22 protein-coding genes and 2 tRNA genes are annotated in these 22,610 nt (G+C 43.0%); 7 read left to right on the top strand and 17 right to left on the bottom strand.

The genetic code is table 11. The features are described 5' to 3' along the window. Positions 1–30 precede the first annotated feature (30 nt). A complete protein-coding gene (locus tag JMX83_RS10050) occupies positions 31–1,671 on the bottom strand; it encodes a cardiolipin synthase (RefSeq protein ID WP_227675812.1) in 1,641 nt (546 codons plus the stop codon). Between the two features lie 279 nt (positions 1,672–1,950). Here JMX83_RS10050 and JMX83_RS10045 point away from each other — a divergent pair. The 4 genes from JMX83_RS10045 (at position 1,951) to JMX83_RS10030 (ending at position 3,999) form a co-directional block, all read left to right on the top strand. Beyond that, positions 1,951–2,026, top strand: a tRNA-Val gene (locus JMX83_RS10045). Between the two features lie 37 nt (positions 2,027–2,063). Further along, positions 2,064–2,140, top strand: a tRNA-Asp gene (locus JMX83_RS10040). Positions 2,141–2,615: 475 nt separating this feature from the next. Then, positions 2,616–3,605: a threonine synthase gene (locus JMX83_RS10035; protein WP_201601288.1), complete on the top strand. Its 990-nt coding sequence runs from the start codon at positions 2,616–2,618 to the stop codon at positions 3,603–3,605. 16 nt (positions 3,606–3,621) lie between these two features. Further along, the gene (locus JMX83_RS10030) at positions 3,622–3,999 is read left to right on the top strand and encodes a RidA family protein (protein ID WP_201601286.1); all 378 of its coding nucleotides are present in this window, start codon (positions 3,622–3,624) and stop codon (positions 3,997–3,999) included. Here JMX83_RS10030 and JMX83_RS10025 read toward each other — a convergent pair. From JMX83_RS10025 to JMX83_RS10015, 3 genes are all read right to left on the bottom strand, one after another. After that, complete coding sequence (locus JMX83_RS10025) at positions 3,949–4,839, bottom strand: LysR family transcriptional regulator (RefSeq protein WP_201601283.1); 891 nt, start codon at positions 4,837–4,839, stop codon at positions 3,949–3,951. The two genes, JMX83_RS10030 and JMX83_RS10025, sit on opposite strands and share 51 nt — an antisense overlap. 104 nt (positions 4,840–4,943) lie before the next feature. Next, positions 4,944–5,852 (bottom strand): ornithine cyclodeaminase family protein, encoded by a 909-nt coding sequence (locus tag JMX83_RS10020; protein ID WP_201601281.1) that lies wholly within the window; start codon positions 5,850–5,852, stop codon positions 4,944–4,946. Between the two features lies 1 nt (position 5,853). Then, positions 5,854–7,008, bottom strand: a complete 1,155-nt coding sequence (locus tag JMX83_RS10015) for a DSD1 family PLP-dependent enzyme (protein ID WP_201601279.1) — start codon at positions 7,006–7,008, stop codon at positions 5,854–5,856. A gap of 132 nt (positions 7,009–7,140) precedes the next feature. Here JMX83_RS10015 and JMX83_RS10010 point away from each other — a divergent pair, with 132 nt between their 5' ends. Continuing rightward, positions 7,141–8,049 carry a LysR family transcriptional regulator gene (locus tag JMX83_RS10010; RefSeq protein ID WP_201601277.1) on the top strand — a complete coding sequence of 303 codons (909 nt, stop codon included), beginning with the start codon at positions 7,141–7,143 and terminating at the stop codon, positions 8,047–8,049. Positions 8,050–8,219: 170 nt separating this feature from the next. Here the strand turns inward: JMX83_RS10010 and modB are convergent, their stop codons facing one another. The 12 genes from modB to surE form a co-directional block, all read right to left on the bottom strand. Continuing rightward, on the bottom strand, positions 8,220–8,921 hold the full coding sequence (gene modB / locus JMX83_RS10005; RefSeq protein WP_201601275.1) for a molybdate ABC transporter permease subunit: 702 nt from the start codon (positions 8,919–8,921) through the stop codon (positions 8,220–8,222). A gap of 46 nt (positions 8,922–8,967) precedes the next feature. Beyond that, positions 8,968–9,798 carry a molybdate ABC transporter substrate-binding protein gene (gene modA / locus JMX83_RS10000; RefSeq protein ID WP_201601273.1) on the bottom strand — a complete coding sequence of 277 codons (831 nt, stop codon included), beginning with the start codon at positions 9,796–9,798 and terminating at the stop codon, positions 8,968–8,970. Continuing rightward, a complete protein-coding gene (locus JMX83_RS09995; protein ID WP_201601271.1) occupies positions 9,791–10,282 on the bottom strand; it encodes a molybdenum cofactor biosynthesis protein MoaE in 492 nt (163 codons plus the stop codon). Before JMX83_RS09995 ends, modA begins: the two co-directional genes overlap by 8 nt. Before the next feature lie 53 nt (positions 10,283–10,335). Continuing rightward, positions 10,336–10,617 carry a MoaD/ThiS family protein gene (locus JMX83_RS09990; RefSeq protein WP_201601269.1) on the bottom strand — a complete coding sequence of 94 codons (282 nt, stop codon included), beginning with the start codon at positions 10,615–10,617 and terminating at the stop codon, positions 10,336–10,338. A gap of 75 nt (positions 10,618–10,692) precedes the next feature. Further along, on the bottom strand, positions 10,693–11,199 hold the full coding sequence (gene moaC / locus JMX83_RS09985) for a cyclic pyranopterin monophosphate synthase MoaC (protein ID WP_201601266.1): 507 nt from the start codon (positions 11,197–11,199) through the stop codon (positions 10,693–10,695). A 42-nt stretch (positions 11,200–11,241) separates the two neighbouring features. Beyond that, entirely contained in the window at positions 11,242–11,943 is a 702-nt protein-coding gene (gene mobA, locus JMX83_RS09980) for a molybdenum cofactor guanylyltransferase (RefSeq protein WP_201601263.1), read from the bottom strand. Positions 11,944–11,963: 20 nt separating this feature from the next. Beyond that, entirely contained in the window at positions 11,964–12,494 is a 531-nt protein-coding gene (gene moaB, locus JMX83_RS09975) for a molybdenum cofactor biosynthesis protein B (RefSeq protein WP_201601260.1), read from the bottom strand. A 112-nt stretch (positions 12,495–12,606) separates the two neighbouring features. After that, on the bottom strand, positions 12,607–13,614 hold the full coding sequence (gene moaA / locus JMX83_RS09970; RefSeq protein ID WP_406947628.1) for a GTP 3',8-cyclase MoaA: 1,008 nt from the start codon (positions 13,612–13,614) through the stop codon (positions 12,607–12,609). Positions 13,615–13,829: 215 nt separating this feature from the next. Continuing rightward, positions 13,830–15,125: a molybdopterin molybdotransferase MoeA gene (locus JMX83_RS09965; RefSeq protein ID WP_201601254.1), complete on the bottom strand. Its 1,296-nt coding sequence runs from the start codon at positions 15,123–15,125 to the stop codon at positions 13,830–13,832. Positions 15,126–15,480: 355 nt separating this feature from the next. Continuing rightward, a complete protein-coding gene (locus JMX83_RS09960) occupies positions 15,481–16,779 on the bottom strand; it encodes a lytic murein transglycosylase (RefSeq protein ID WP_201601252.1) in 1,299 nt (432 codons plus the stop codon). A 68-nt stretch (positions 16,780–16,847) separates the two neighbouring features. Further along, positions 16,848–17,636, bottom strand: coding sequence for a M23 family metallopeptidase (locus JMX83_RS09955; RefSeq protein WP_201601249.1), 789 nt, complete (start codon positions 17,634–17,636; stop codon positions 16,848–16,850). A gap of 183 nt (positions 17,637–17,819) precedes the next feature. Continuing rightward, entirely contained in the window at positions 17,820–18,665 is an 846-nt protein-coding gene (gene surE, locus JMX83_RS09950) for a 5'/3'-nucleotidase SurE (protein ID WP_201601246.1), read from the bottom strand. 507 nt (positions 18,666–19,172) lie between these two features. On the opposite strand from surE, the gene JMX83_RS09945 reads away from it, so the two are divergent. Then, positions 19,173–19,607 (top strand): MCR_0457 family protein, encoded by a 435-nt coding sequence (locus tag JMX83_RS09945; RefSeq protein WP_058025084.1) that lies wholly within the window; start codon positions 19,173–19,175, stop codon positions 19,605–19,607. Positions 19,608–20,117: 510 nt separating this feature from the next. Beyond that, positions 20,118–21,284, top strand: a complete 1,167-nt coding sequence (locus JMX83_RS09940) for a D-alanyl-D-alanine carboxypeptidase family protein (RefSeq protein WP_201601243.1) — start codon at positions 20,118–20,120, stop codon at positions 21,282–21,284. A gap of 202 nt (positions 21,285–21,486) precedes the next feature. Here JMX83_RS09940 and JMX83_RS09935 read toward each other — a convergent pair whose 3' ends face one another. After that, positions 21,487–22,497, bottom strand: coding sequence for a sensor histidine kinase (locus tag JMX83_RS09935; protein WP_227675811.1), 1,011 nt, complete (start codon positions 22,495–22,497; stop codon positions 21,487–21,489). Positions 22,498–22,610 lie beyond the last annotated feature (113 nt).

Below are 22,610 nucleotides of genomic sequence, written 5' to 3'. Positions count from 1 at the left end.
ACAGGTTACCTTAACCTAAAATTCAGCGCGCTACAATAAAGGACTAAACAAGCGTACAACATTATCAAATAAGCGTTTTGATCCATGGCGCTGCTGCCACTCTTCATTGTCCAAAATACGGCAACTTTGTAAATATATTTCCTGACAGTTAGCCACTTGAGCGACCATCTCTGGCGTATAAATCGCCAAGCTGACTTCCATATTTAAATAAAAACTGCGCATATCAATATTGACCGTGCCAAATAGACAGTAATCGTCATCGATGACCACGGTTTTTGCATGTAGCAACCCCCCTCGAAATAGCGCAATAGTCACGCCAGCATCCAGCAGCTCTTGATAATAAGCTTGTGAAGCATGCTGCACCAAAAACGAATCGACCTTTTCAGGAACAATAATCGTCACTTCAACGCCGCGTTTTGCCGCTATCGTCAGCGCACCCGATAGCGACTCATCCGGTACAAAGTAAGGTGTGGTAATACGAATACGCTTATTGGCACGGTGAATCACAGTCACTAACGTATTGTAAATTACATGCGCTGTGAGTTGCGGTGCTGACGGTATGAGCTGTGCCATCACCTTGTCTACGACAGGCATCTTTGGTATCACAATTGAAGTGCTACCGATATCTGGCTGCTCATGATAATCAATCGTATCTCCCAACACCTTTACTCTACTATTCAGATCGTTGATAGTTGGATCCATCACATACAATTTACGCGTGTAATTGTTAACTCGTTGATGTAGCTCAGCGAGATTATCGTTATTTTCAGCACCGATGTCTGTCACAATAACCTTTGCCATGGCGGTATTGATACTAATAGAGTGCTGACTGGTCGTTCTGATCGCCACATCAATCCACTGTCCGACATTTTTATTTTGCTTAAAAAACCTCGGATCGACCAAATTAAAGCTACCGATATAGCCAATATATTCGTCAATGACCACCATCTTACGGTGATTACGCAAATCCGAGCGCTTAAATAGTGTTTTGAGTAGTCCCACTGGCAGCGACTGATGAACAAACACACCGGCTTTTTCTAATTTACGATGGGCACTACTATTAATAAAACTAAAGCTACCCACACTATCCGCCAATATGTGACACTCAACACCGCGCTGAGCGGCTACCGACAACGCCTCTATCACATCGAGCACTTTTCCTCTGGGATATACAATATAAAACTCCATAAAAACAATGCGCTGCGCTGCATGGATATCCTCAATCAAACGCTTAAAAATTGATGCAGGATCTGTTAACAACTGCATTTGATGATCGGGAAATACTCCTAGCCCTGTCCAGCGCGTTCCTATTTGGCTCACACCGCGGTATTTAACTGGTAGCAGATCTTGTCCTTTATCAAACACCAGATGTTCGCGCCGTGCCATGTCATTCATCATGATGCTTGCTTGATCCACGCGCTCACGGTAGCGTCGTCCAATCATCGGCTCGCCCAGTAGTATGTACGCAATCAGACCGAACACGGGCACGGTATAAAGCACTGCAATCCAAGCAATGGATACACCAATATTACGCTGCACTGATACAACGCGTAACGTCATAACAATCATCAGCATAATATGAAATATCAGACCTAGACCTGCGTACTCTCCCCACGTCCAGTTGGTAAAGATCTGCCCAATCGTAAAAATATCTATGCTGGCCTCCCTCAATCATGCTCAAAAAACAAAGTATCCGTAGTATAGTAGCTTTTCGCCGTCAAACAACTGCTAACAATCATAACCTGCCTCTAAAAAACACAAGTAAGCGTCTACCATACATTACTGTTTTTAATACCATTAAAAATTTATTTCTGATTATTTTATAAAATAGTTAAAATAACGTTTGACAGCCAAGTGTAAATCTATATAATACACACCCACAGCAGCAGAGCTTAGTGACAAACGTAGCGCTCAGTTGATGTTGAATAAATTGCATTGCAATTGTTCGAAGGGTGATTAGCTCAGTTGGTAGAGCGTCTGCCTTACACGCAGAATGTCGGCGGTTCGAATCCGTCATCACCCACCACTTCTTAGCAAGTGGCTAAACAAGCTAAGAGACCTAAGCAGCGGTAGTTCAGTTGGTTAGAATACCGGCCTGTCACGCCGGGGGTCGCGGGTTCGAGTCCCGTCCGCTGCGCCATATTTAAAACGAATTTAAACTGTTAAGTTTAAGCAAGTTTCGCCTCAAACATTAGATTGTTTGAGGTTTTTTTGTGTCTAAAATTCTCTTAAAAATTTTTATTTATAGAGCTTAGATATCTCTTTTTTATCAACTCTGAAGAAATACTCTACTCTTTTCCGCTTTCATAATTTGAATCAAATCATACCAGCCTAATGGCCTATTTGTTACTCAAGCCAACTACCTTAAACTCTATGATCATCAATTCCAAGCAGGCATACAACGTATTTGAATCTTTCTCTTATTGATCGCCCATATTGCTCATATCCTATGTAAAACAAACATACTAAGGATTAATATGAAATATATATGCATGAATTGTGAGAAAGAGTACGTGCCAGAACCACTTCTTATCCGCTGTAATTGTGGCTCCGCGTTGTGGGTTAAACCTGAGAAAACTTTTTCAAAGTCAGATCTTATCACTAATGACTTTACCATGTGGCGTTACGCCAAATCCTATGCCCTAAACAAAGAATCCATTGAGATCACCTTTAATGAAACTATTACTCCATTAGCATCTGCCAAAATCAGTCATGTAAATATTTTAGCAAAAATGGATTCATTAATGCCAACGGGTTCTTTCAAAGATCGTGGTGCCGCCATGGTCGTCAACTATCTAAATTCACACGGTATACGAAGCATTTCTGAAGATTCAAGCGGCAATGGTGGTTCAGCCTACGCAGGATATGCAGCCAAAGGAGGGTTGAACTGCAACATTTTTGTACCAGCAGGCACGTCACTTGGAAAAACCGTTCAGACTAGGATGTATGGTGCGCGCTGCTTTGAGATTGAAGGCTCCCGAGAAGATGTCGCTAATGCAGCGATGAATAGCAAAACAACGCATGATAGCTATTATGTTGGTCATAACTGGCACCCATTGTTTATTGAGGGCGTCAAATCCATCGCCTATGAGATATGGGAACAATGTGGATACAGAGCACCAGATAACTTTATCGCACCAGCAGGTAATGGAAGTCTATTAGCGGGTGCCTACTTAGGTTTTATGGAGCTTTTGAGGGGCGGCGCTATAGACAAACTACCAAGGCTATTTGGCATCCAAACCAAAGGTATTCAGCCTTTTGTACAAAAATTCAATGAAGAAGAAATTAAAATTGGCTCAACTAATACCCTTGCAGAAGGGATTAAGATTCAACGCTCATCTCGACTGAAAGAAATTGTTAAGTTTGTTCGCCAATCGAATGGTAACTTTATTAGTGTGAGCGAGTCACAAATCAAAGAAGCATTGAATATGATGGGTAAGCAAGGGTTTTTTATTGAACCTACGTCAGCTGCTGCTTTTGCCGGAATCCAAACATTGATTGATACAAACCAAATTATTGAAGGACAAATCACTGTTGGCGTGATCACGGGAAACGGTCTTAAATCAGCAAACACCTTGCAAAATTTACTGATCAATGCTGAATAACGATAAGGCGTCTCAAATGGAATATATTCAAACTGACAATGCACTCAAGCCTGCAGGTCATTACAGCCAAGCGATTAAACATGCTGGACTACTTTATATATCTGGTCAATTACCTATTGAACCTAACTCTGGTAAAAAAGTGACTGGCGATATAAACACTCAAACGAGATGCGTATTCGATAACCTAAAACTGATCCTGAATCAGGCTGGTACTGATCTCAATCAAGTGATTAAATTGGTTATCTATATCTCAAGCGTGGAGTTATGGAATCAAGTCAATGACATCTGTGGTGAGTATTTCATTACCCATAAGCCAGTCAGAACCATTGTGCCCACACGAGATTTACACTTTGGTTTGAGTATCGAGATCGATTGTATTGCTGTTTGTCATTGAGTCGTAGGAGTAATCGCAAAGCTTCTGAACCAAGTTCTTGACACGACTCATACCATAGCTCTTTTGCCTAACACAAATATTCACAGGTCGAACAAGATCGTCTAATTCTGCAAAGTAATATATGTTAGATTTTTCTATACACAGCCCATTAATAATTGATAATGGGATGAGTGCAGCTGCTGCCCCACTTAACGCGAGGTGTGCAGCGGCGTGATAAGAGTCAAGCTGCATTACAGGCTTAATATTGAGTCTATCCAATATGGCTAATTGATAAGAATTAGCAGAATTACTTAAATCCGTAGTAATTAACTGTGTAGGCAAGGTCTTTAGTGGCTCATTACTTACTATATAAAAATGTTCATCGAACAAATGAAAGGTAAGCAACCCAGTGCTTGCTGGTAAATAGCCTGCACTAAGGCCCATGGTCGCTTTTCCAGATTTGACGTTTTCTATAATTCTTGGCGTGTGGTTAGTGGATAGTATAATATTCCTATCAAGCTGAATAGCTGATGAAAGTAGGTCACTGAAGTATCCTGAGATTAGCGTTTCTGAACAATCAATTTTAATCGGTGAATCATTACTATCCATAATACTTTCGTCATAGATTTGACCACGTAGTTCGTTAAAAGTCGGTCCAACATTATTTATTAAAGCGATCGCATCATTCGTCAAGCGTACGTAACGGCCTTGAGGCTCAATGAGCTTTTTACCTATTTTCTTTTCTAAATTATGGATACGCTTACTGACAGCAGACTGGCTTATAAATAGTAAGCTGCCCGTTTTACTCATCGTCTTCGCTTCAGCTAGAACTAATAACGTTTCAATTCCTTCTAATAACATATTACGCCTTTGTTATCTCTCGTTTTTAATTATTATATGCCAAAAATTACTCTCACCTACATGAGAGTAACTTTTCTAGTATGACAAAACATTATTGCTCGATTTTAAGCCTGTTCAAGCAGTTTAGAGGCAATAAACAAATCCTGAATAGCGATACCTGAACTGTCAAAAATAGTAATATCCGAGTCTTGTTGTCGACCTAAAGCTTCACCAGTAATGACTTTGCCTATCTCTGTGATTGACAAATGAACGCTATGCTGAAATTCACCAATAACTATAGACTGCGGCTGATAATCACAAAAAAGCTTAGCGTTTCGGTACAGCTTGGCAGGTAGCTCTTGTTTGCCAGCTCTATCCGCGCCCATTGCTGAAATATGCGTGCCTGCTTTGACCCAATCGGCATGAAATAAGGGTTCTTTAGCAGTCGTTGCCGTGACAATGATATCCGCGTATTCACAACCATATTGAGCAGACCCTTCTTCAGCAGGAATACCCTTTCCCACCAAGCGATTGACAAACTTTTCGGTATTGCTTTTATTTCGTCCCACGACAATGACTTTGGAGATATTGCGAATAGCCGAAATCGCCAAGACTTCATATTCTGCCTGATGCCCTGTTCCAAAGACCGTCAATACTGAGGCATCTTTTCGAGCCAGATAATCAACAGCAACGGCGTCTGCCGCTGCTGTCCTATAAGCATTGACTTGACTTGCAGCCACCACAGCCATAACCTCGCCCGTGTCTGGGCTTAATAAAAAAATAGTGGTTCCGTGACATGGCATGTTTTTAGCGTGATTATCTGGCCAGTAAGTGCCAGTCTTCCAACCGACTAGGTGAGCGGTGGATGCTGACTTTAACGAAAACATAGAGTCAGGCTGTGCACCTGAGGCATTGACAACGGGGAACAAGGTCGTGTCACTACTAATAGCAGCGACGAAGGCTTCTTTTACGGCCGTATATGCCAGCTCGTGTGAAATAAGCTTTGCGGTTTGAGCTTCATTCAAATAAATCATTTTACCATCCTTGTATTCTCATCCAAACTTCATAGGTATTATATTGCGTATCAAACACGTGATATTGCTTGTGCATTGAGGCGGTAGCGCAGGCGTGGTTAGGCATGATATGTAAACGACTACCAATGGGAATATCATTAAAGTTTATACTGGCATCATTGACCGCTTCTATAATGCCGTGCTCCTGATTCACGTTTGTGACTTGCAAATTGTCGAGCAATTCGCCATTGCTGTCAGTTAGCAGACCATAGCCACAATCTGTTGGTTGGTTTGCGGTACCTCGATCTGAAGACAGCGCCATCCATCCGGCATCAATAATGAGCCAACCTTTTTCTTGATTATGCCCTATTACCGTAGTGACCACGCTGGCTGCAATATCATTGACACTACAAACGCCTACACCCGTCATCACCAAATCGAAAAATCCATACACCCCCGCCCTGACTTCTGTGATACCGTCTAGGTTTTGGTAATTGTGGGCAGTCGGTGTCGAGCCAATACTTACGATCTCACATGGTATCTCTGCCGAACGAAGACGCTCGGCGGCGTTAAGGGCAGCTTTTACTTCATTCTCAGCAGCAGTGCGTAGAGAGGTTTGATCAAAACAGTGATAAGACTCGCCAGCATGGGTCAAGACTCCCTTGAAGTGTGCTGCGCCGTGATGCAATAACTGGGCGATTTCGAGTAGTTTTGAATCATCAGGCGCAATACCGCCTCGGTGCCCGTCACAGTCGATTTCTATCAATGCGGAAATAGCGCACTGGTTGTCTGCGCTAAACTGATTGAGAAGATGAGCCTGTTCCGTGCTGTCCAGCAATACAGTGAGGTCTGCTCCTTTTTCGATAAGATTGAGCACGCGGGGTAATTTATTAGCAGAGATTCCCACCGCATAAACGATGTTGTCGTACCCCTCACTTGCCAGCGCCTCTGCTTCTTTTATGGTTGAGACTGTGATGGGAGAGGTTTTGTTTGGTAGTAAGTAAGGTGCGGCCTCAAGCGCTCTCATGGTTTTGAAGTGCGGTCTTAAATCTGCCCCTAGACCTTCAATTCTATGACGTAGTCTATCCAAGTTTGTGAGGAGCTTTTGCTTATCAATTAACAAAAAAGGCGTATCCAGCCCCTCATAATTCGTTAGTAATTTGGAGTTCTGCAACATAATCAATATCCTGTTGTATCAAAGGTTAACACCCAAATGCCATATTTGAGTGATTGGTTGATAAACAGTATGTAGCAAAGAGATTTTGCTTTATATTAATATCTATTAACTCCTAGATTAAGCTCAAACCAAATGATTACGACAGAAGATCTTAGATTTATTACGACGATAGCGAACCATAGAACACTCGCCGATGCAGCAAGAGCCTTGAACATTACGCCACCATCCGTGACACTTAGGCTACAGCACATTGAAAGAAAATTGTCGATAAAGCTCATTCAGCGACCTTCTCGCGTGGTAAGTTTGACAGAAGAAGGACAGCTGATACTGAATAAGGGACTTGCTATTCTGCAAGGATTAGATGAGTTGCAAGAGCAGCTTGATGAGAACAGAGATGAGGTATGTGGCAAGTTGAAGGTCTTAGCACCTTTGGGATTTGGCAATGATTATGTGGCCCCATTATTGGGAAAATATAAGGTCATGCATCCTCGATTGGATATCGAGCTTGATTTGTCCGACAATCCCATTTGGTCAACTCACCATAAATGGGACATTATCATTTATATCGGGGATTTGAATGATTCGTCCTTGAAGATGATTACTTTAGCAACCAATCAACGCTTTATCTGTGCCTCTCCCCAATACATTCAGGAAATGGGTTATCCTGATACGCCTCAAGATCTAGTCAATCACCACTGTATTACGTTGAGAGAAAACAACGAAGACACCAATTTATGGCAATTTACGAATATTACCACCGGCAAAGAGGAGGTGATTAGAATCAATCCTACACTTGTATGCAATGAAGGTCGAGTCATTAAGGATTGGGCTATGTCTGATTTGGGCGTAATCATGCGATCTGAATGGGATATTCAGCCCCAGATCAATCGTGGTCAGCTGGTGCGGCTTTTACCTGATTATTCCTTACCTAACGCCAATATTGTGGCCTTGTTGAGCAGCCAAGAGAAAGAACGTTCGGCTCGTGTTTCTGGTTTTATCTCATTATTGAAAGAACATCTAACGCCAGTACCTTGGAAGTAAATAGCAATCGAGTTCTATCCGCTGCACTATTTTCTGTAAACAGCTAAAACTAATTTAAACTTTTTATTTTAAGCAGTTCTCATCTTAAGCATTAATTTACCTGAGGCTTTTTTATATCTGCTTATCTTATTCAGTTTTTCATTTAGAATTGATGGGCACATTTTTTAGCACTATGGACGCTGACTCATGCGACTCACACTGGCAATCAAGGCCACCATCACTACGCCCATCACAATCAAGATGCCAGACATCATATGCGCTGCTTCATAGTTGAGCGCTTCTACTTGCTCATATATCGCAATCGACACTACTTTGGTCTCACCCGAGATACTGCCACCTATCATTAACACTACACCGAACTCACCAATGGTATGAGCAAAGCTCACCAAACTACCTAAAATAATACCCACGCGCGCTTGCGGTAAGGCTACCTTGACGAAGCGGCGCAGACGGCTGGGTTCTAATAGATTAGCGACTTCGGTGACACTTTGGGGAATACGCAAAAACTGTGCATACACTGGCTGTATATAAAAAGGCAGTGAATAAATAATAGACCCGACCACTAGACCTTCAAAAGTAAAAATAAGCGGACTAATATTGTGCTCAATAAGCCATTTACCGATACCCATATTTGGGCTTAATAATAATAATAAATAAAAGCCAATAACCGTAGGTGGTAGTACTAGAGGCATGGCAATGATACCCATGAGCAGAATTTTGAAACGCCCAACTGCCTTCTTTCGACTTGGTTTGGCAAGCCAATAAGCCATAGGGGTTGCAAACAATAATAAGCATAGGGTCGTGATAGAAGCGAGCTTAATACTCACCCAAAATGGACTGAGCATATCTGACATAAGAGACTGATCGATCATATAATGTCACGGCTCGTTCTATAGGTAGAAGGTCTAGTCTAACGAATTACTGGATGGGCAGGTAGCCTGCCTGCGCGAAGTACTGTTGTCCTGCATCCGAGCGCAAGTATTTGGTAAACGCTGCCGCAGGGACTGTATTATTGATAACGATACCATCCTGTAAGATGGCTGGGTAGGACGCTTTTGGTAAAGTCATGAACTGCTCAGGTTTGGCTTTTATCGCTACAAGTTGAGACTGCGCCACAAAACCATAGTCCACGCTGCCTGTATGGGCGTATTGAAATGCTTGACCAATATTCTCTGCCTGTATCAGACGTTTTTGAGCGCTTAATTTATCATACATATTTTGTGATTGCAGATAGGCTTTTGCAGACGCACCATAAGGAGCGAGTTCAGGGTTAGCAATAGAAACTTTGCTATCATCTTTGAAACTAGCACTTGTAAACGCGTCAATAAGAGATGCTGGCGTAAAATCATTTAAAGGTTTTGTGACACTATAGAGTGCCAACTGACCTCTGGTATAGGTAAAAGGTAAAGCGGTTTCATCAGCAAACTTTGCCGGAAACTCCTGATTGGCAGACAAGAATATATCATAAGGGGCGCCTGCCTTGATTTGAGCATAGAGCTTGCCAGAAGACGCGTAAGTGACTTCGATATCTAAGTTATCTTGATTCGATATATTGCTATCCGTTTGATAGCTATTAATGATGCTGGGTAGGACATCAGACAAATTGGCAGCCGCAGCAATACGTAGTGTTTGATGCTGCTCAGTTGTATCAGCAGCAGACTCCGTATTGACACTGTTATCTGGTGTACAAGCATTTAGCACTAATAGCGTACCTATCGATGCACAGACAGCGGCGAATGACTTAACCATTATTGCTGAGCCATTTAGACGAGTCATCTTCGTAATATTCTTGCTTCCAAACAGGAATGTCCGCTTTGATGGTATCTAATATCCAGCGGCACGCATCAAATGCTGGATAACGATGCGCTGACACTACCCCCACCCACACAGCCACATCACCAATTTCTAGCGCACCGATACGATGTATCGCTATGGCATGAGTGATCTCAAAGCGCTGTTTGGCCTCTTCTATAATGGCACGGCCTTGATTGATTGCTAAGTCTTCATAACCGTAGTACGTAAGGCGATCAACATTGGTGGCGTTGTTATGGTTGCGCACTCGCCCTTCAAAGCAAACAAACGCACCGCAGCTATCATTGTCTAGCGTACTTTTAAGCTTATTTTCGTCAATTGCAATATCGAGCAATGCAAAACCGTCGCGCTCAGCAATAAGGTAGGCTTCATCGCTACTGCGTTTGATGGTCATTGAGTGGTTATGGACGTTATCTGTCATTTCTTTTCTCTATCTGCTCTACTTGTGGCTTATAGCCGCTTATAAATGTGTGTCTAACCACCAGCAACTGGGGTAATAAACACCACGCTATCACCGTCATTGATTTGATCTGTCCATTTAGCGAAATAATCGTTCACTGCCACTCGTAGCTCTGACTGCGTACGGCTAAAACGATGCTTTTGACTGAGCTGTTCGTACAGTTCAGTCAATGAGGTATCTTGGGATATTTTTACAGTCTCTTGCTGACAGTTGGCCTCATCTGCCAAACTGGCAAAATACATGACATTAATGTCCATCGTTGATTCGATATCAGCTTTTGTCTCAATAGTACTCATAAACCTTTCCTTTTTTTGCAAGCTTCCTTGCTTGATATTCGGCATTTCTCTAACTATGAACTCATTGTTTTCATACTAAGCATGAGTATAGTCTGACTTACCACCTGTCTTTTTAACCAGATGAATATCATTTATAACAATGTCATGCGATAGTGCTTTAGTCATGTCATAGATGGTCAAGCAGGCAACACTCACGGCGGTTAGCGCTTCCATCTCAACCCCTGTTTTGTGCGTGACTTTGACCACAGCACTGACGGTAATACTATTGAGCGCATCATTATACACAAAGGTGAGGCCGATCTTATCTAGCGGCAGCGGATGACAAAGCGGTATCAGATCATGCGTGCGTTTGGCAGCCATAATACCGGCGATATGTGCCGTTTGCGTAATGCTGCCTTTTTTAGTCATACCATCAGCTGCTTTAATTTGCGCATAAATTTCGCTCGGAAAACAAACCTGTCCCGTCGCATTTGCCTCTCGCGTCGTTGAGATCTTGTCACTGACATCAACCATCGTGATGTCACCATTACCATCTAAGTGTGATAAAGCAGATTGGTGATTTGTCTGAACGCTGTTACTCATTGATATAGCCTTTTCTTAGTAATCTCTTTATCGGTATTTTTATTATTTTGGTAGCGCGGCACACGCCTGTTCAAACTCTTGAGGCGTATTAAAATTGGTCAAGTGCTGCCAGTCCTGAGTAAATGGAACGGTTTTTACCATCGGCTGAATAAATGGCATGACTCGGCGCTGACCACTATCAATATAAGCTTTCAAATCAGGTTCAATGTCTAAATGATACAGCCCTAGTAATGGATATAAATGACTGTCATCTGTTAAGCAGATGACTCCCTTATTAGCCGCTGTATTAATCGCTTGTTGCAATTTCTGCCATAGATCAGTGGCGGGTATTAAGCTGTCACAGCTAATAACTAATAGCCACGATGCGTTCTGATTCTTTGATACCTCTGAATCATTCAAACCAATCAATGTTTGCAATGCTGATTCGATAGCGACCAATGCACCGCCTGTATGAATTTGCTCATCATTATCAGCGTCAAAATTAGAACCATAGTCAGCAATAGGCATCACAGGCGACTTGGGTGTAGACGAATTGATATCTAAACCAAGATGAAAGCCGCGCCCATTATCCGCAATCAAAATAGGAACTTGCAATTCGCTGGCATGACGAACATGGTAATCGAGTAGCCGCTCACCTGTCGGCAAAGTGAGCGTCGCTTTTGGTGTTCCCATGCGTTTGGATGCTCCACCAGCCAAGATTACTATACCTGCCAAGTTATCCGAACTATTTGAGCGCGCTGTCATTATCCCACTACCTTATGCGATCAGTTATGGCTAGGATTTTGTGCCAAAAAATGCGGCACAAAATTACACGGACGCGTACGGCTATCAAACTGATCTTTTAGGATATTTTCCCACCCTGTACGGCACGCGCCAGACGAACCTGGTAGACAAAATATACCCGTACCATTGGCCATACCAGCCACTGCCCGCGACTGCACCGTAGACATGCCTATCTCATCTTTTGAGATCAAACGGAACATCTCACCAAAACCATCAATCGACTTATCAAACAGCACGCTGACGGCTTCTGGCATACTATCTCTAATAAAGAATCCTGTACCACCCGTTGTGATGACCGCGTGCACGTTTGGGCTAGCAATCCAGCCACTAATCACGGCGCGAATTTGGTAAATATCATCAGTGATCAGCTGACGGTCTGCCAAATGATGCCCTGCTTCTATCAAACTATCTACTAAATACTGACCTGATGTGTCTTCTGCCAGCGTACGGCTATCAGAAACAGTCAACACCGCGATATTAAGAGGGGTAAATGGTGCAGCAGGCTTACTCATAAAAAATCCTTTATAGATATAATTTTATACTTGTATCAAAAAAAAGCTTATATTAGAAAATCTATAACAAAAACAGCATCAGTTAGCATCATGATTAAGGACTGAGAATGCCTTAACCACCGATTATCGAGAGATTGTGCATGATGCCACTGTTCGAGTCATGCAGATGATGATGCTCAGGCTTAATCGGCATAAAGCTATGTAAAGTGTTTACTAGCCCTTGGATATCGTTATGCTGTAGATAAGGGCGAATATCATAATTACCTTGGTCGAATAAGCACAGATGCACCTTGCCCTGACTACTGACTCGCAGCCGATTACAAGTATCACAAAAGTGTGCCGCATAAGGGGCAATCATACCAATTCGACCGATATAATCAGGATGACTGTACTCTACTGCTGGACCGTCGGCACTACCACGCTCATGTGGCTGCCAGCCATGATCTAATAAATAATCCGTGATGATATCAGACTGGGCATGTTGAGCAAAAAACAAGTCGCTATTGTCACTGGTCTGCATAAACTCAATAAAGCGATAGGTCACTTGCCTGTCTTTGACATAGTCGATCGCGGCGATCAGGTTTTCAAAGGCTGTCTCTGCCATCAAGACGCTATTTATTTTAAGTTTGATATCTGTCGTTTCTAGCAAGGTATCCATATCCGCCAATATCTGTGGCAAGGTATCAAAACCAGTCATCTTATGAAAAGTAGCCGCATCAAAACTGTCCATACTGATATTGAGCTGATCAAGTCCAGCCGCTTGCCAGCTAGCCAAATGCTTGCCTAACTTATAGCCATTACTGGTCATCGCGACTGTTTCAATACCATCCGTTTGCTTAATAATGTTGATAATGTCGACAACATCACGGCGAATGGATGGCTCACCGCCCGTAATTCTCACTTTTTTGGTACCTACTTGGGCAAAGCCGCGCACCAATGTCGCAATTTCAGAAACGCTCAACTCATCGTCAGGACGCTTGCCCTGATAGCCATTTGGCAAACAGTACTCGCAGCGAAAATTACAAAAATCAGTGATAGATAGGCGCAGATACGTCAGACGCCGCGCAAACCCATCAGTTAAAGGCTGATGGATTTGGGTTGCCTGATCAGTCGGCATCATTAGAGCAGACGGTATATAGCTGTCAGACAGCACAGGTGCTGACGCAGGAGAATACAGTTGCGGTCTGTCTATTTTGATATTGTCTTCATTCATATATTACTGCCATCAGTATTGCTTGCCATAAGCGTTACTTTATTATTCGTTTTTAGCATCCCATTGCTAGATTGCTTTTTAATTTCGTTCCATCATTTTATAGCAGATTGGCAAACGATGAATTAGCGATGTAACCAAGGAAACGGTTGTACGGTAACCTCATCACCAGATAATATATTACCGCTGTCTTTGTCTAATACAATAAAGCAATTGGCGCGGCTCAGCTGTTTTATTCTGTGTGATTGTTGACTTGAAAAGCACTCAACTTGGTAGTTACCCGCCTCATCTTGTGACAATACGCCGCGCTGAAAGTCTTTGCGGCCAGGGGACTTTTTGATGTCATTTGTGAGCTTAGCGTTGATCGTTAGGGGCATCGGCTGCTCTGATAAACTCGCACCTGACATCTGCCATAATGCGGGTATCACAAACTGTAGCGCGCCCACCACCGTCGAAAGCGGATTACCCGGTAGTCCAAAATACAATACGGGCTTATCGAGATTTTTATTTAACTCGCCAAATACAAACGGCTTACCCGGTTTCATCGCCACTTTATAGTGGTTAATCTGGCCAAGCGTTTCGATCACGGTCGTCAGAAAATCATAATCGCCGACCGAAACGCCTGCCGTCGATATAAGTACATCACACTCTTGCATAGCATCATTCACCGCGGCAGTCGTCTTCTCTAAATCATCAGGAATGATGCCATAGTCACGAATGATGATAGGCAAATTCGACAGTAGACTTTTGAGCGTTGGGGTGTTGGAGTTGTATATCTGGGCTAGATGTTCCAACTTATCGCCAATAGCGACGAGCTCATCGCCTGTCGCGAGCACACCGACGACGAGTGGTTGAAACACGCTCACTTGGCTGACACCTAAATTTGCAAGCAAGCTGATATCGGCAGGATTAATTCGTTTTCCTATCTTTAGCACAGCTTCGCCAGACTCAATCTCTTCGCCTTGCGCACGAATATTATCATTGGCTTTGGCCGTTTGCGTGAGCGTTATGCGATAAGGTTGGGATTTATCGATGGTCGCTCTGATATCAGCAAAGTTAGTATTTTCTTGCATAATGACTGTATCACAATTATCAGGCACTACTGCGCCAGTAAAAATACGGACGCCCTGCCCTGCTACTGTCTCACCAGTATAGGCGTTACCCGCTTGAGACTCACCAATGATCTCGATCGTATTACCTTCTGACAGCTCGCTACCTCTAGCAATAGCATAGCCATCCATCGCAGATAGATTCTGTCTGGGTACATCAAAGGGTGAGGCGACGCTTTGCGCTAATATGTGATTACGACTGTCTAATAGATCGCAGGTATTGATAGCTCTGTTGTGAAGCGGGAAGTCAGTATTATTATAATTATTGATACGCAGCTTTATTGCCGCTTGTAATTCTTCCATGGTAATCATAAAGGTATGCTCTTTTGGTCGTTCTCATTATTTGTGATTGAATCTTTATTATTAAAAGCTGTATTTAGAGTCTATCATTCACAGTATCGATTTTCTTGTATTAACCTTGTCCTGATAAGTTTTGAAGACTGCTAGATCAAGCCAACTCAAATATTTGATGATTATCACAATATTTATTCATTTAATAAATTTCAGCAAAATCAGACATAGCCTGAGGCAAAAAAAGCACCTTGGCAAGGTGCTTTTTGTAGAACAAAGTAACATGCTTAATTGATGATTAATGACTGATTCATAATGGCTAAAAGCGATTAAAAATCGTGACATTCATACGGTGTATAAATACCGTCAGCTTACCTCACCAGCCAGCCAATGAAGAGGCACTATTTTGAGTGATGAATCCATCTGGCGTTTGCCCATTGTCTGCTTGCCAACGCTGAAATGCCATACGAGTATTGGTGCCCACGATACCATCAGCACCTTTGGTGTCGTAACCCATACTCGTCAAACGGCGCTGTAAGTTGGTCACTTGCGTGGTTGACAACGGACGCTCATAGCGGGGCCATGATTTTCGCAGACCACTTTGCCCATCAATCGTTTTGCCCAATAGGCTCACCCCTAGCGCATAACTCGATGAGTTATTGTAAACTTTTATAACATCAAAGTTTGGGCTTAGCAGCAATACAGGACCATCTTTACCAGCTGGCAACCAAAGCTCCATCTGAGTATTGGCATCTAAATAGACGTCATCTATCGTATCGACACCCATCGCCGCCCATCTGGCTGCAGGTTGCTTACTTCCCATTAGTGAATAATCAAACGAAGCAGGTACAGTCGCCTCATAAAAAGGCGCTAGACCACGCACCCAGCCTGAGTTGCTCAGATAGTTGGCAGTAGAAGCGAGTGCATCGCCTGTGGCCCAAGGATTGCGATGACCATTACCATCACCATCAACGCCTTGCTTGAGCCAAGTCTCAGGAATAAACTGCGTTTGTCCCATGCCGCCTGCCCACGAGCCGTCCAATTGCGACCATGATACATCGCCACGCTGAAGCAGCGTCGCTAAGGATAATAGCTGAGCTTCTGCAAATTCTTGACGACGGCCGTCGTAGGCAAGACTAGCAAGCGAGCTTGGTAAATCACTGTTACCCGTGACCGCGCCATATGACGACTCCATGCCCCATATCGCTGCGACAATCTCTGCATCAACACCATACTGCGATTCTAATTGAGACAAGAACGCACGCTGCTCTGCAAATTTGCGCTTACCTACGCTCACACGCCCACTAGAGACAGCAGAGTCCACATATTCCCAAGGCATCTTAGAAAACTCAGGCTGTCCTGAGTCCAATGAGATAACTTGCTGATTCAGATAAGCGGAATCGAGCAATCGGCGGATGACCCCAGCATCATAACCTGAAGATATTGCACGCATAGAAAAGTCTGACTTCCAATCAGAAAAGCTGCTATAGCTTGGCTTTGGGGCGGGCTGCGGCTTAATAACTGGCGCTGGTGTTGGCTTAACCTGCACGGTTTGGGTTTGAGTAATCTCAACGCCACCTTGACGGACAGGCTTTTTTTGCATGGCTTGCTGGCTTGTACACCCGACCATCACTAATGCCGGCATAAGAGTGAGGTATTGTTTTTTTAATCTCATAAAAAGTCTCAAACATAAATAAATAAAATAAACCAAAGCCGCCCAGCCATCAGCGACATGCCTCAATACTAACGCCCGAGTACTGTACGTGGATCAATCGGATTACCATTCAAGCGAACTTGGAACTCCAGCCCTACTTGATTGGTCTGACCACTGCTACCCATCGTCGCGATACGTTGGCCACGCTGTACCGTGTCCCCTTCTTTTACCAGCAATTGGCTATTGTGTGCGTAGGCCGTGATGTAGTCATCACTATGGCGGATCATGATCAAGTTGCCATATTCTGGTAGACCGTTGCCTGAGTAAAGCACCGTCCCTGATTGGCTAGCAAGTACTGGATCACCGACATTGCCAGCAAACCACATGCCCATATTGCCCGCCGCTGGATCAATGTTACGCGTCACTGGATTGCGAGTAGGATAATCATACCCAGAGGTCGTATTGGCCGTTGCCTCGTATGCTGGCGTTTGAGACTGGGTTACAGGTGGGGTATAAGTTGGTTGTGGCTGTGCTGGTCTGCTATAGCTGTTATTACTCGCTGTCGTCGCTGCACCGCCCTGCCATAGTTTGAGCCATTGCCCGCTATAAATCGTATATTTACTGTCCAGATTATTTAGTGCGCCAATCTGACGATAGTTAAGACGATAGCGCGCCGCAATTTGGCTGACCGTATCGCCACGCTGTACGCGATGGTAGTTAGGGACGCCTTGTGCGTTGGTAATAATCTTAGGACCTGCTTGGTTTGGTGATTGATAAGTAGGCTTGGTTGCACAGCCGACTACAGACAAGGTAGTAACTGCCATAGTGCCAATCAACGCCGCCTTAGCAAGGTGCGATCCGGTCATGATTCTTTTCATACAAGGTTCCTGTTCTTTGTGTTGCTTATCTATTGTTTTATCATCCAAAAGCGCTTGATATCACTCAAAAGCCTCTAGATATTGTTACTACAATTAGCGATCTAGCAGATGATTTATATCACTCGTACAGCAAGCGATATGGTGACCATCACCTATGTCATTGATAATCATATCCTATCGAACTTATAAATCTAGTGCCAAAAGCTTATCTAATGCCGCCGCTGGAGTATGATGTAGACGTACTGGCGACAAACTAATGTATCCTGCTGCCACTGCTTGATCATCCGTCATGCCCGGTGTTAATACAACATTTTTTTGATTGGTTGATTCAGCTGAACTGTCTAAGGGTTGCTCATTCTCGTGCTTGCTGTTTTTACATTTTCGTAGAGACAGCCAATACGCATCTCGGCCGCGCGGGTCAATCATATGACGCACTGGCTCTGCGATCTGCTTATGTCCCAACGAGGTAACCTTTCGCCCTTTGATGTCATTGCTGCTATCCACATCAGGAATATTAACGTTTAATACATGATAGGGCAAACTTTTGAGAAACTCTAAAATCGAGGTCTCAGTGAGCAATTTGACAATTTCATTTGCCGCCACTTGATAATCGCTGGCTGATTCTTGTCCGCCATTTTTTACGCCGCCACCTACCAAAGACGTGGCAATAGCAGGTATTCCCAATAGTTGCGCGGTCAATGCCGCGCCAAAGGTACCAGAAAACATCACGTCCTGTCCTAAGTTTGCACCTGAATTGATACCTGTAATGACACAGTCAAAATCCACGTCACGGTATAGCTCATGCAGCGCCAGATGGACACAATCAGCTGGTGAACCATTGACCGCTATAAAACCCGATGGCAATTGATGCGTATGCAATGGCTTTGATACACTCAATGCACTAGCATAGCCACTCTGCTCCTCGTTTGGTGCGACTACCACGACCTCACCGATGGTCGATAGTGCTTGAGACAGTGCCAATAATCCTGGCGCATACACCCCATCATCATTACTAATTAAAATCTTCATGTCAGCTCAGTATGTTTGTGTCAAACCGTCTTTTTGTTAGAAATTTTTGCTACCGTACCATATCTTTATTCGCATAAAAATAGCAACCAAAGGCTAGTATATAAAATAAAAAATTTGGCGATTACTCTTGAAAGCCTTGTGATATCAGTATATTAAAACTAAATTATCTTGATAGCCCGAGCGATTATACCTAAACAATAGATAATCACGAACCCAGTCTTTGACCAAAAACTGTCTGGCATTTTTGTCTATTGTTATATTATTTGCCCAAGACGGAGTCGAAATGAGAGAAATAAGTCAACGCGTTACAATATGCAACACCATACAACAATACAAACTGATGCGTTTATACTGATGTGACTTCATTGGTATATGCTACTGATATGTTGCTGTAAAATGCCTTTGGCTCACAAGATATCTACACATAAATCAATATTTTATGTGACTTTTGTTTTTTTACCCATTAACATATCACCATCAAATAAAGATAAGCGAGTGTAATACTGAATGAAGAATCAATCGATATTATCTATAGCTTCTGTGATAGCAAAGACCGCCTCAAAAATCGGGCTGGCAGGACTAATAACGTCTGTTGCCATGCTGTCTCAAGCGTCTAATGCTGCAAACAATCCTGCGACCACTATTCCGTTAGATATGTCTGGCATTAATATCACAAAGCATGAAATTGCTGTGATGCAGGTACTATCAGAGATCTGTCCATCAATGCTGAACGGCAATCAAAAACAACGTTTTTATAAGTCTTATACCGTGCAATTGCATGAACTAATGCCTTCGCTAGAAGACCCAAAAGCAGCCATCCAATACCTGTCAACGCAGCAAGACTATCGTCAGATACTGCAAGGGATTCGTAGCTGGACAATGGGCTTCTCAAAGCAAGAAAATAAAGCCTTGTGCGAAGATTTGGCGAACGCAGAGTATTAATCACTAAAAGCGTGTAAGCGTAGAGAGCCGTCTTGAGCGCTAGAAAAGCCAGTCATAATTAACGACAATAAAAAATGGTTTTGTTCTTTCTGGAGCCCCACCCTCACTATCGTCAAAAATGATACTCTACACTTACCTATTAAGTTTAATGAACATAAAAGCTTGCTGTCATTCCGCTTATAAACCACAAGCGGTACAGCAGGCTTTTTTGTGGTCGTTGAATTTATGCTGATCGAAGTTATCTATAGGTTAGTAAGAGCAAACACTTGATACCTATTCGCTTTTCTTTTTATTCATGCCTTACTTTTTTGCATTTATCGATTCCCCATCGGTTGGCATTTTGCTAAGATAAGGCGTTAATTTTATGTCTATCGTACAGTCGTTCTTGTTTTGATTAATACATTATTTTAGACATGATGTTTAAGGCATGCTGCTTAAAATAATGTATGAAAATTGACATTGAATACAAGCGATAGATACATTTGGTTCCATGATGCGGTGTAATGATATATGACAGTAAAGCGTGTAAAAAATCAGCTAGTACAGCTGGTCGTTGGTGTAAGTATCTCAATGAGTGCAGTGATGGCAAACGCAGCCATACAACCACCTGAGATGGATAATACCGCCTATGTATTGATGGACTATAATACTGGTGAGATCTTGGGTCAAAAAAATGCGAATGAGTCATTACCGCCAGCGTCTCTGACGAAAATGATGACCAGTTATATCATCGAACAGCGCTTAGCATCAGGCGACATCAAAGAAGACGATCAAGTACTCATGAGCCAAAATGCATGGTGCCGTGGTAGCAGCAGTCAGTCTTGCATGTATGTGCCAGTCAATAAGACCGCTAGTGTCATCGATATGCTACGCGGCATTATCATTCAATCAGGTAATGATGCGTCAAAAGCTATGGCTGAGCATATCGCAGGTAGCGAAGCATCATTTGCAATCTTGATGAATGAGCAAGCGCAAAAGCTTGGTATGGAAAACTCTCATTTCGTCAACTCTACTGGCATGCCTGCTGAAGGTCATCAGGCATCAGCGCTAGATCTGGCCAAACTTGCTCGCGCTATTGTCAAAAACAGTGGTGATTACTACAGTATTTATTCAGAAAAAGAGTTTACCTATAATGGTATCACTCAGGGCAACCGCAATGCCCTACTCGCAACCGATCCTACGGTTGATGGTCTAAAAACGGGCCATACTGATGCGGCAGGTTATTGTTTAGTCGCTTCGAGTAACCGTGACGGTATGCGCCTCATTTCTGTCATCATGGGCACCAAGAGCCAGCAGGCTCGTGCTGATCAGTCGCGTGAACTACTCAACTGGGGCTTTGGCCACTTCACCACAGTGACCAAAGCGCCTGCTGGTCAGTTCGTCAGCAAAGTTCCAGTATGGTTCGGAGAAGCTGATGAGGTAGAACTGGCAACGGGTGATAACTTACAAATCCTAACCAGTAAAACGCAGAAGAATAAAATCACGACCGTGGTTGATATTCCTGACAGCCTAGAAGCACCGATTAAGAAAGGTCAAGAAATCGGTAAGATGATGGCGGTTATTGATGGTAAAGCTGTCGCATCTGTCCCTATTATTGCCACTAATGATGTCGCACAGTCAGGATTCTTGAGCCGTACTTGGCAACATATTGTGCGCTGGGCGCAGAATCTGTTCTAAAAACTGCTCTATTTTTATAAATAGAGAGCTAGAGCAAAGTATCTCATTATAAGAAAATGACACAATAACAAAGACGCCTTAAAATTGGGCGTCTTTTTTATTTGTTGTAAAAAAATCTTGGCTTGTTCATGCTTTTTATCAGAAAATTACATCTAACGGGCTAGGAGATTTTAAAAAGCCAAACGTATTTTTTGAGAGCGTTTTAGGTCCATACTAACCAACGTTTTAACAAGTCACTCAAAGCCTTGTGCTGATAAGTCGTGCTATGACAGTAATCGATGCCCGCTGCCTTTAAACCATACTCGAAATTATCAACATAACGCGCTTGATGTTGGGGATACCAGTATATCAATAGAGCACGTTGCACGCTTTCTTCGTTTTCATGTTGGCGAATAAGTTTTGCTAATAGTTCAGCTTTATCCGCGAGCACGTCCTCAGCGAACATCACCATATCCACTTTCTGCGCTTTTATCTCATTCATGACTTGCTGTGTGTCTTGGTGGCAAATAACCGTAGCGCCCAGATACTCTAGCTCATTGAATAAAGTACCTGTCTCTTGATCATAATAATAAATAATCGTTAGCCCATTTAGCAGCCGCTGCTGGCGAGATTGTTGTTGGTTTGGCATTACTAATGTCAAAGTAAACTGAGTCCCTGACCCAAAGGTACTATCAACTTCGATGGTCGCCCCCATGAGCTGCACCATTTGCTTCACCACAGGTAAGCCCACACCTGAGCCTTCATACTGGCGCGTTTGTGACGAATCTACCTGAAAGAAAGGGTTGAAAATATCATCAATATGATTGCTATCAATACCGATGCCCGTATCTTTTACACTAACTTTCCAACGATTACTTTTATCAAAATGCGTCAGTTGTGACGTGATAACCACCTGCCCAGCAGGAGTAAATTTAATGGCATTACTGACTAATATGGATAATATTTGTTGAATTTTTGCGGAGTCGCCATAAAGGCTGTAATCTACATGATGAATATTACTGGTTAACGCTAAGCCTTGTTGACTGGCTATAGGTTCAAACTTTATCAAAAGATCAGATATCAACTGTAACGGATTAAATTCATTGTTATGAATTTTTATCTGTCCTTTTTGTATCTGATTTAATTGAATAATATGATCCAGTGACAGCACCAATTTATCACTGCCGTTGCTGATAATTTCGACAGCGTCTTTTTGCTCTCTAGGGCGTGTCATCAATTAGCATGGATATTTCAGAATAAGCTATACTTAGATCGTATTTAGGAATTTGAGCTCAATGACTATGACAAGACGACATGCCCTACGTGATGACCAATGGGAGAGAATTA

Source organism: Psychrobacter piscatorii, assembly GCF_904846415.1.
Taxonomy (GTDB): domain Bacteria; phylum Pseudomonadota; class Gammaproteobacteria; order Pseudomonadales; family Moraxellaceae; genus Psychrobacter; species Psychrobacter piscatorii.
The sequence above is the reverse complement of the archived record's forward strand: the minus strand, read 5'-3'. Positions and strand labels throughout refer to the sequence as shown.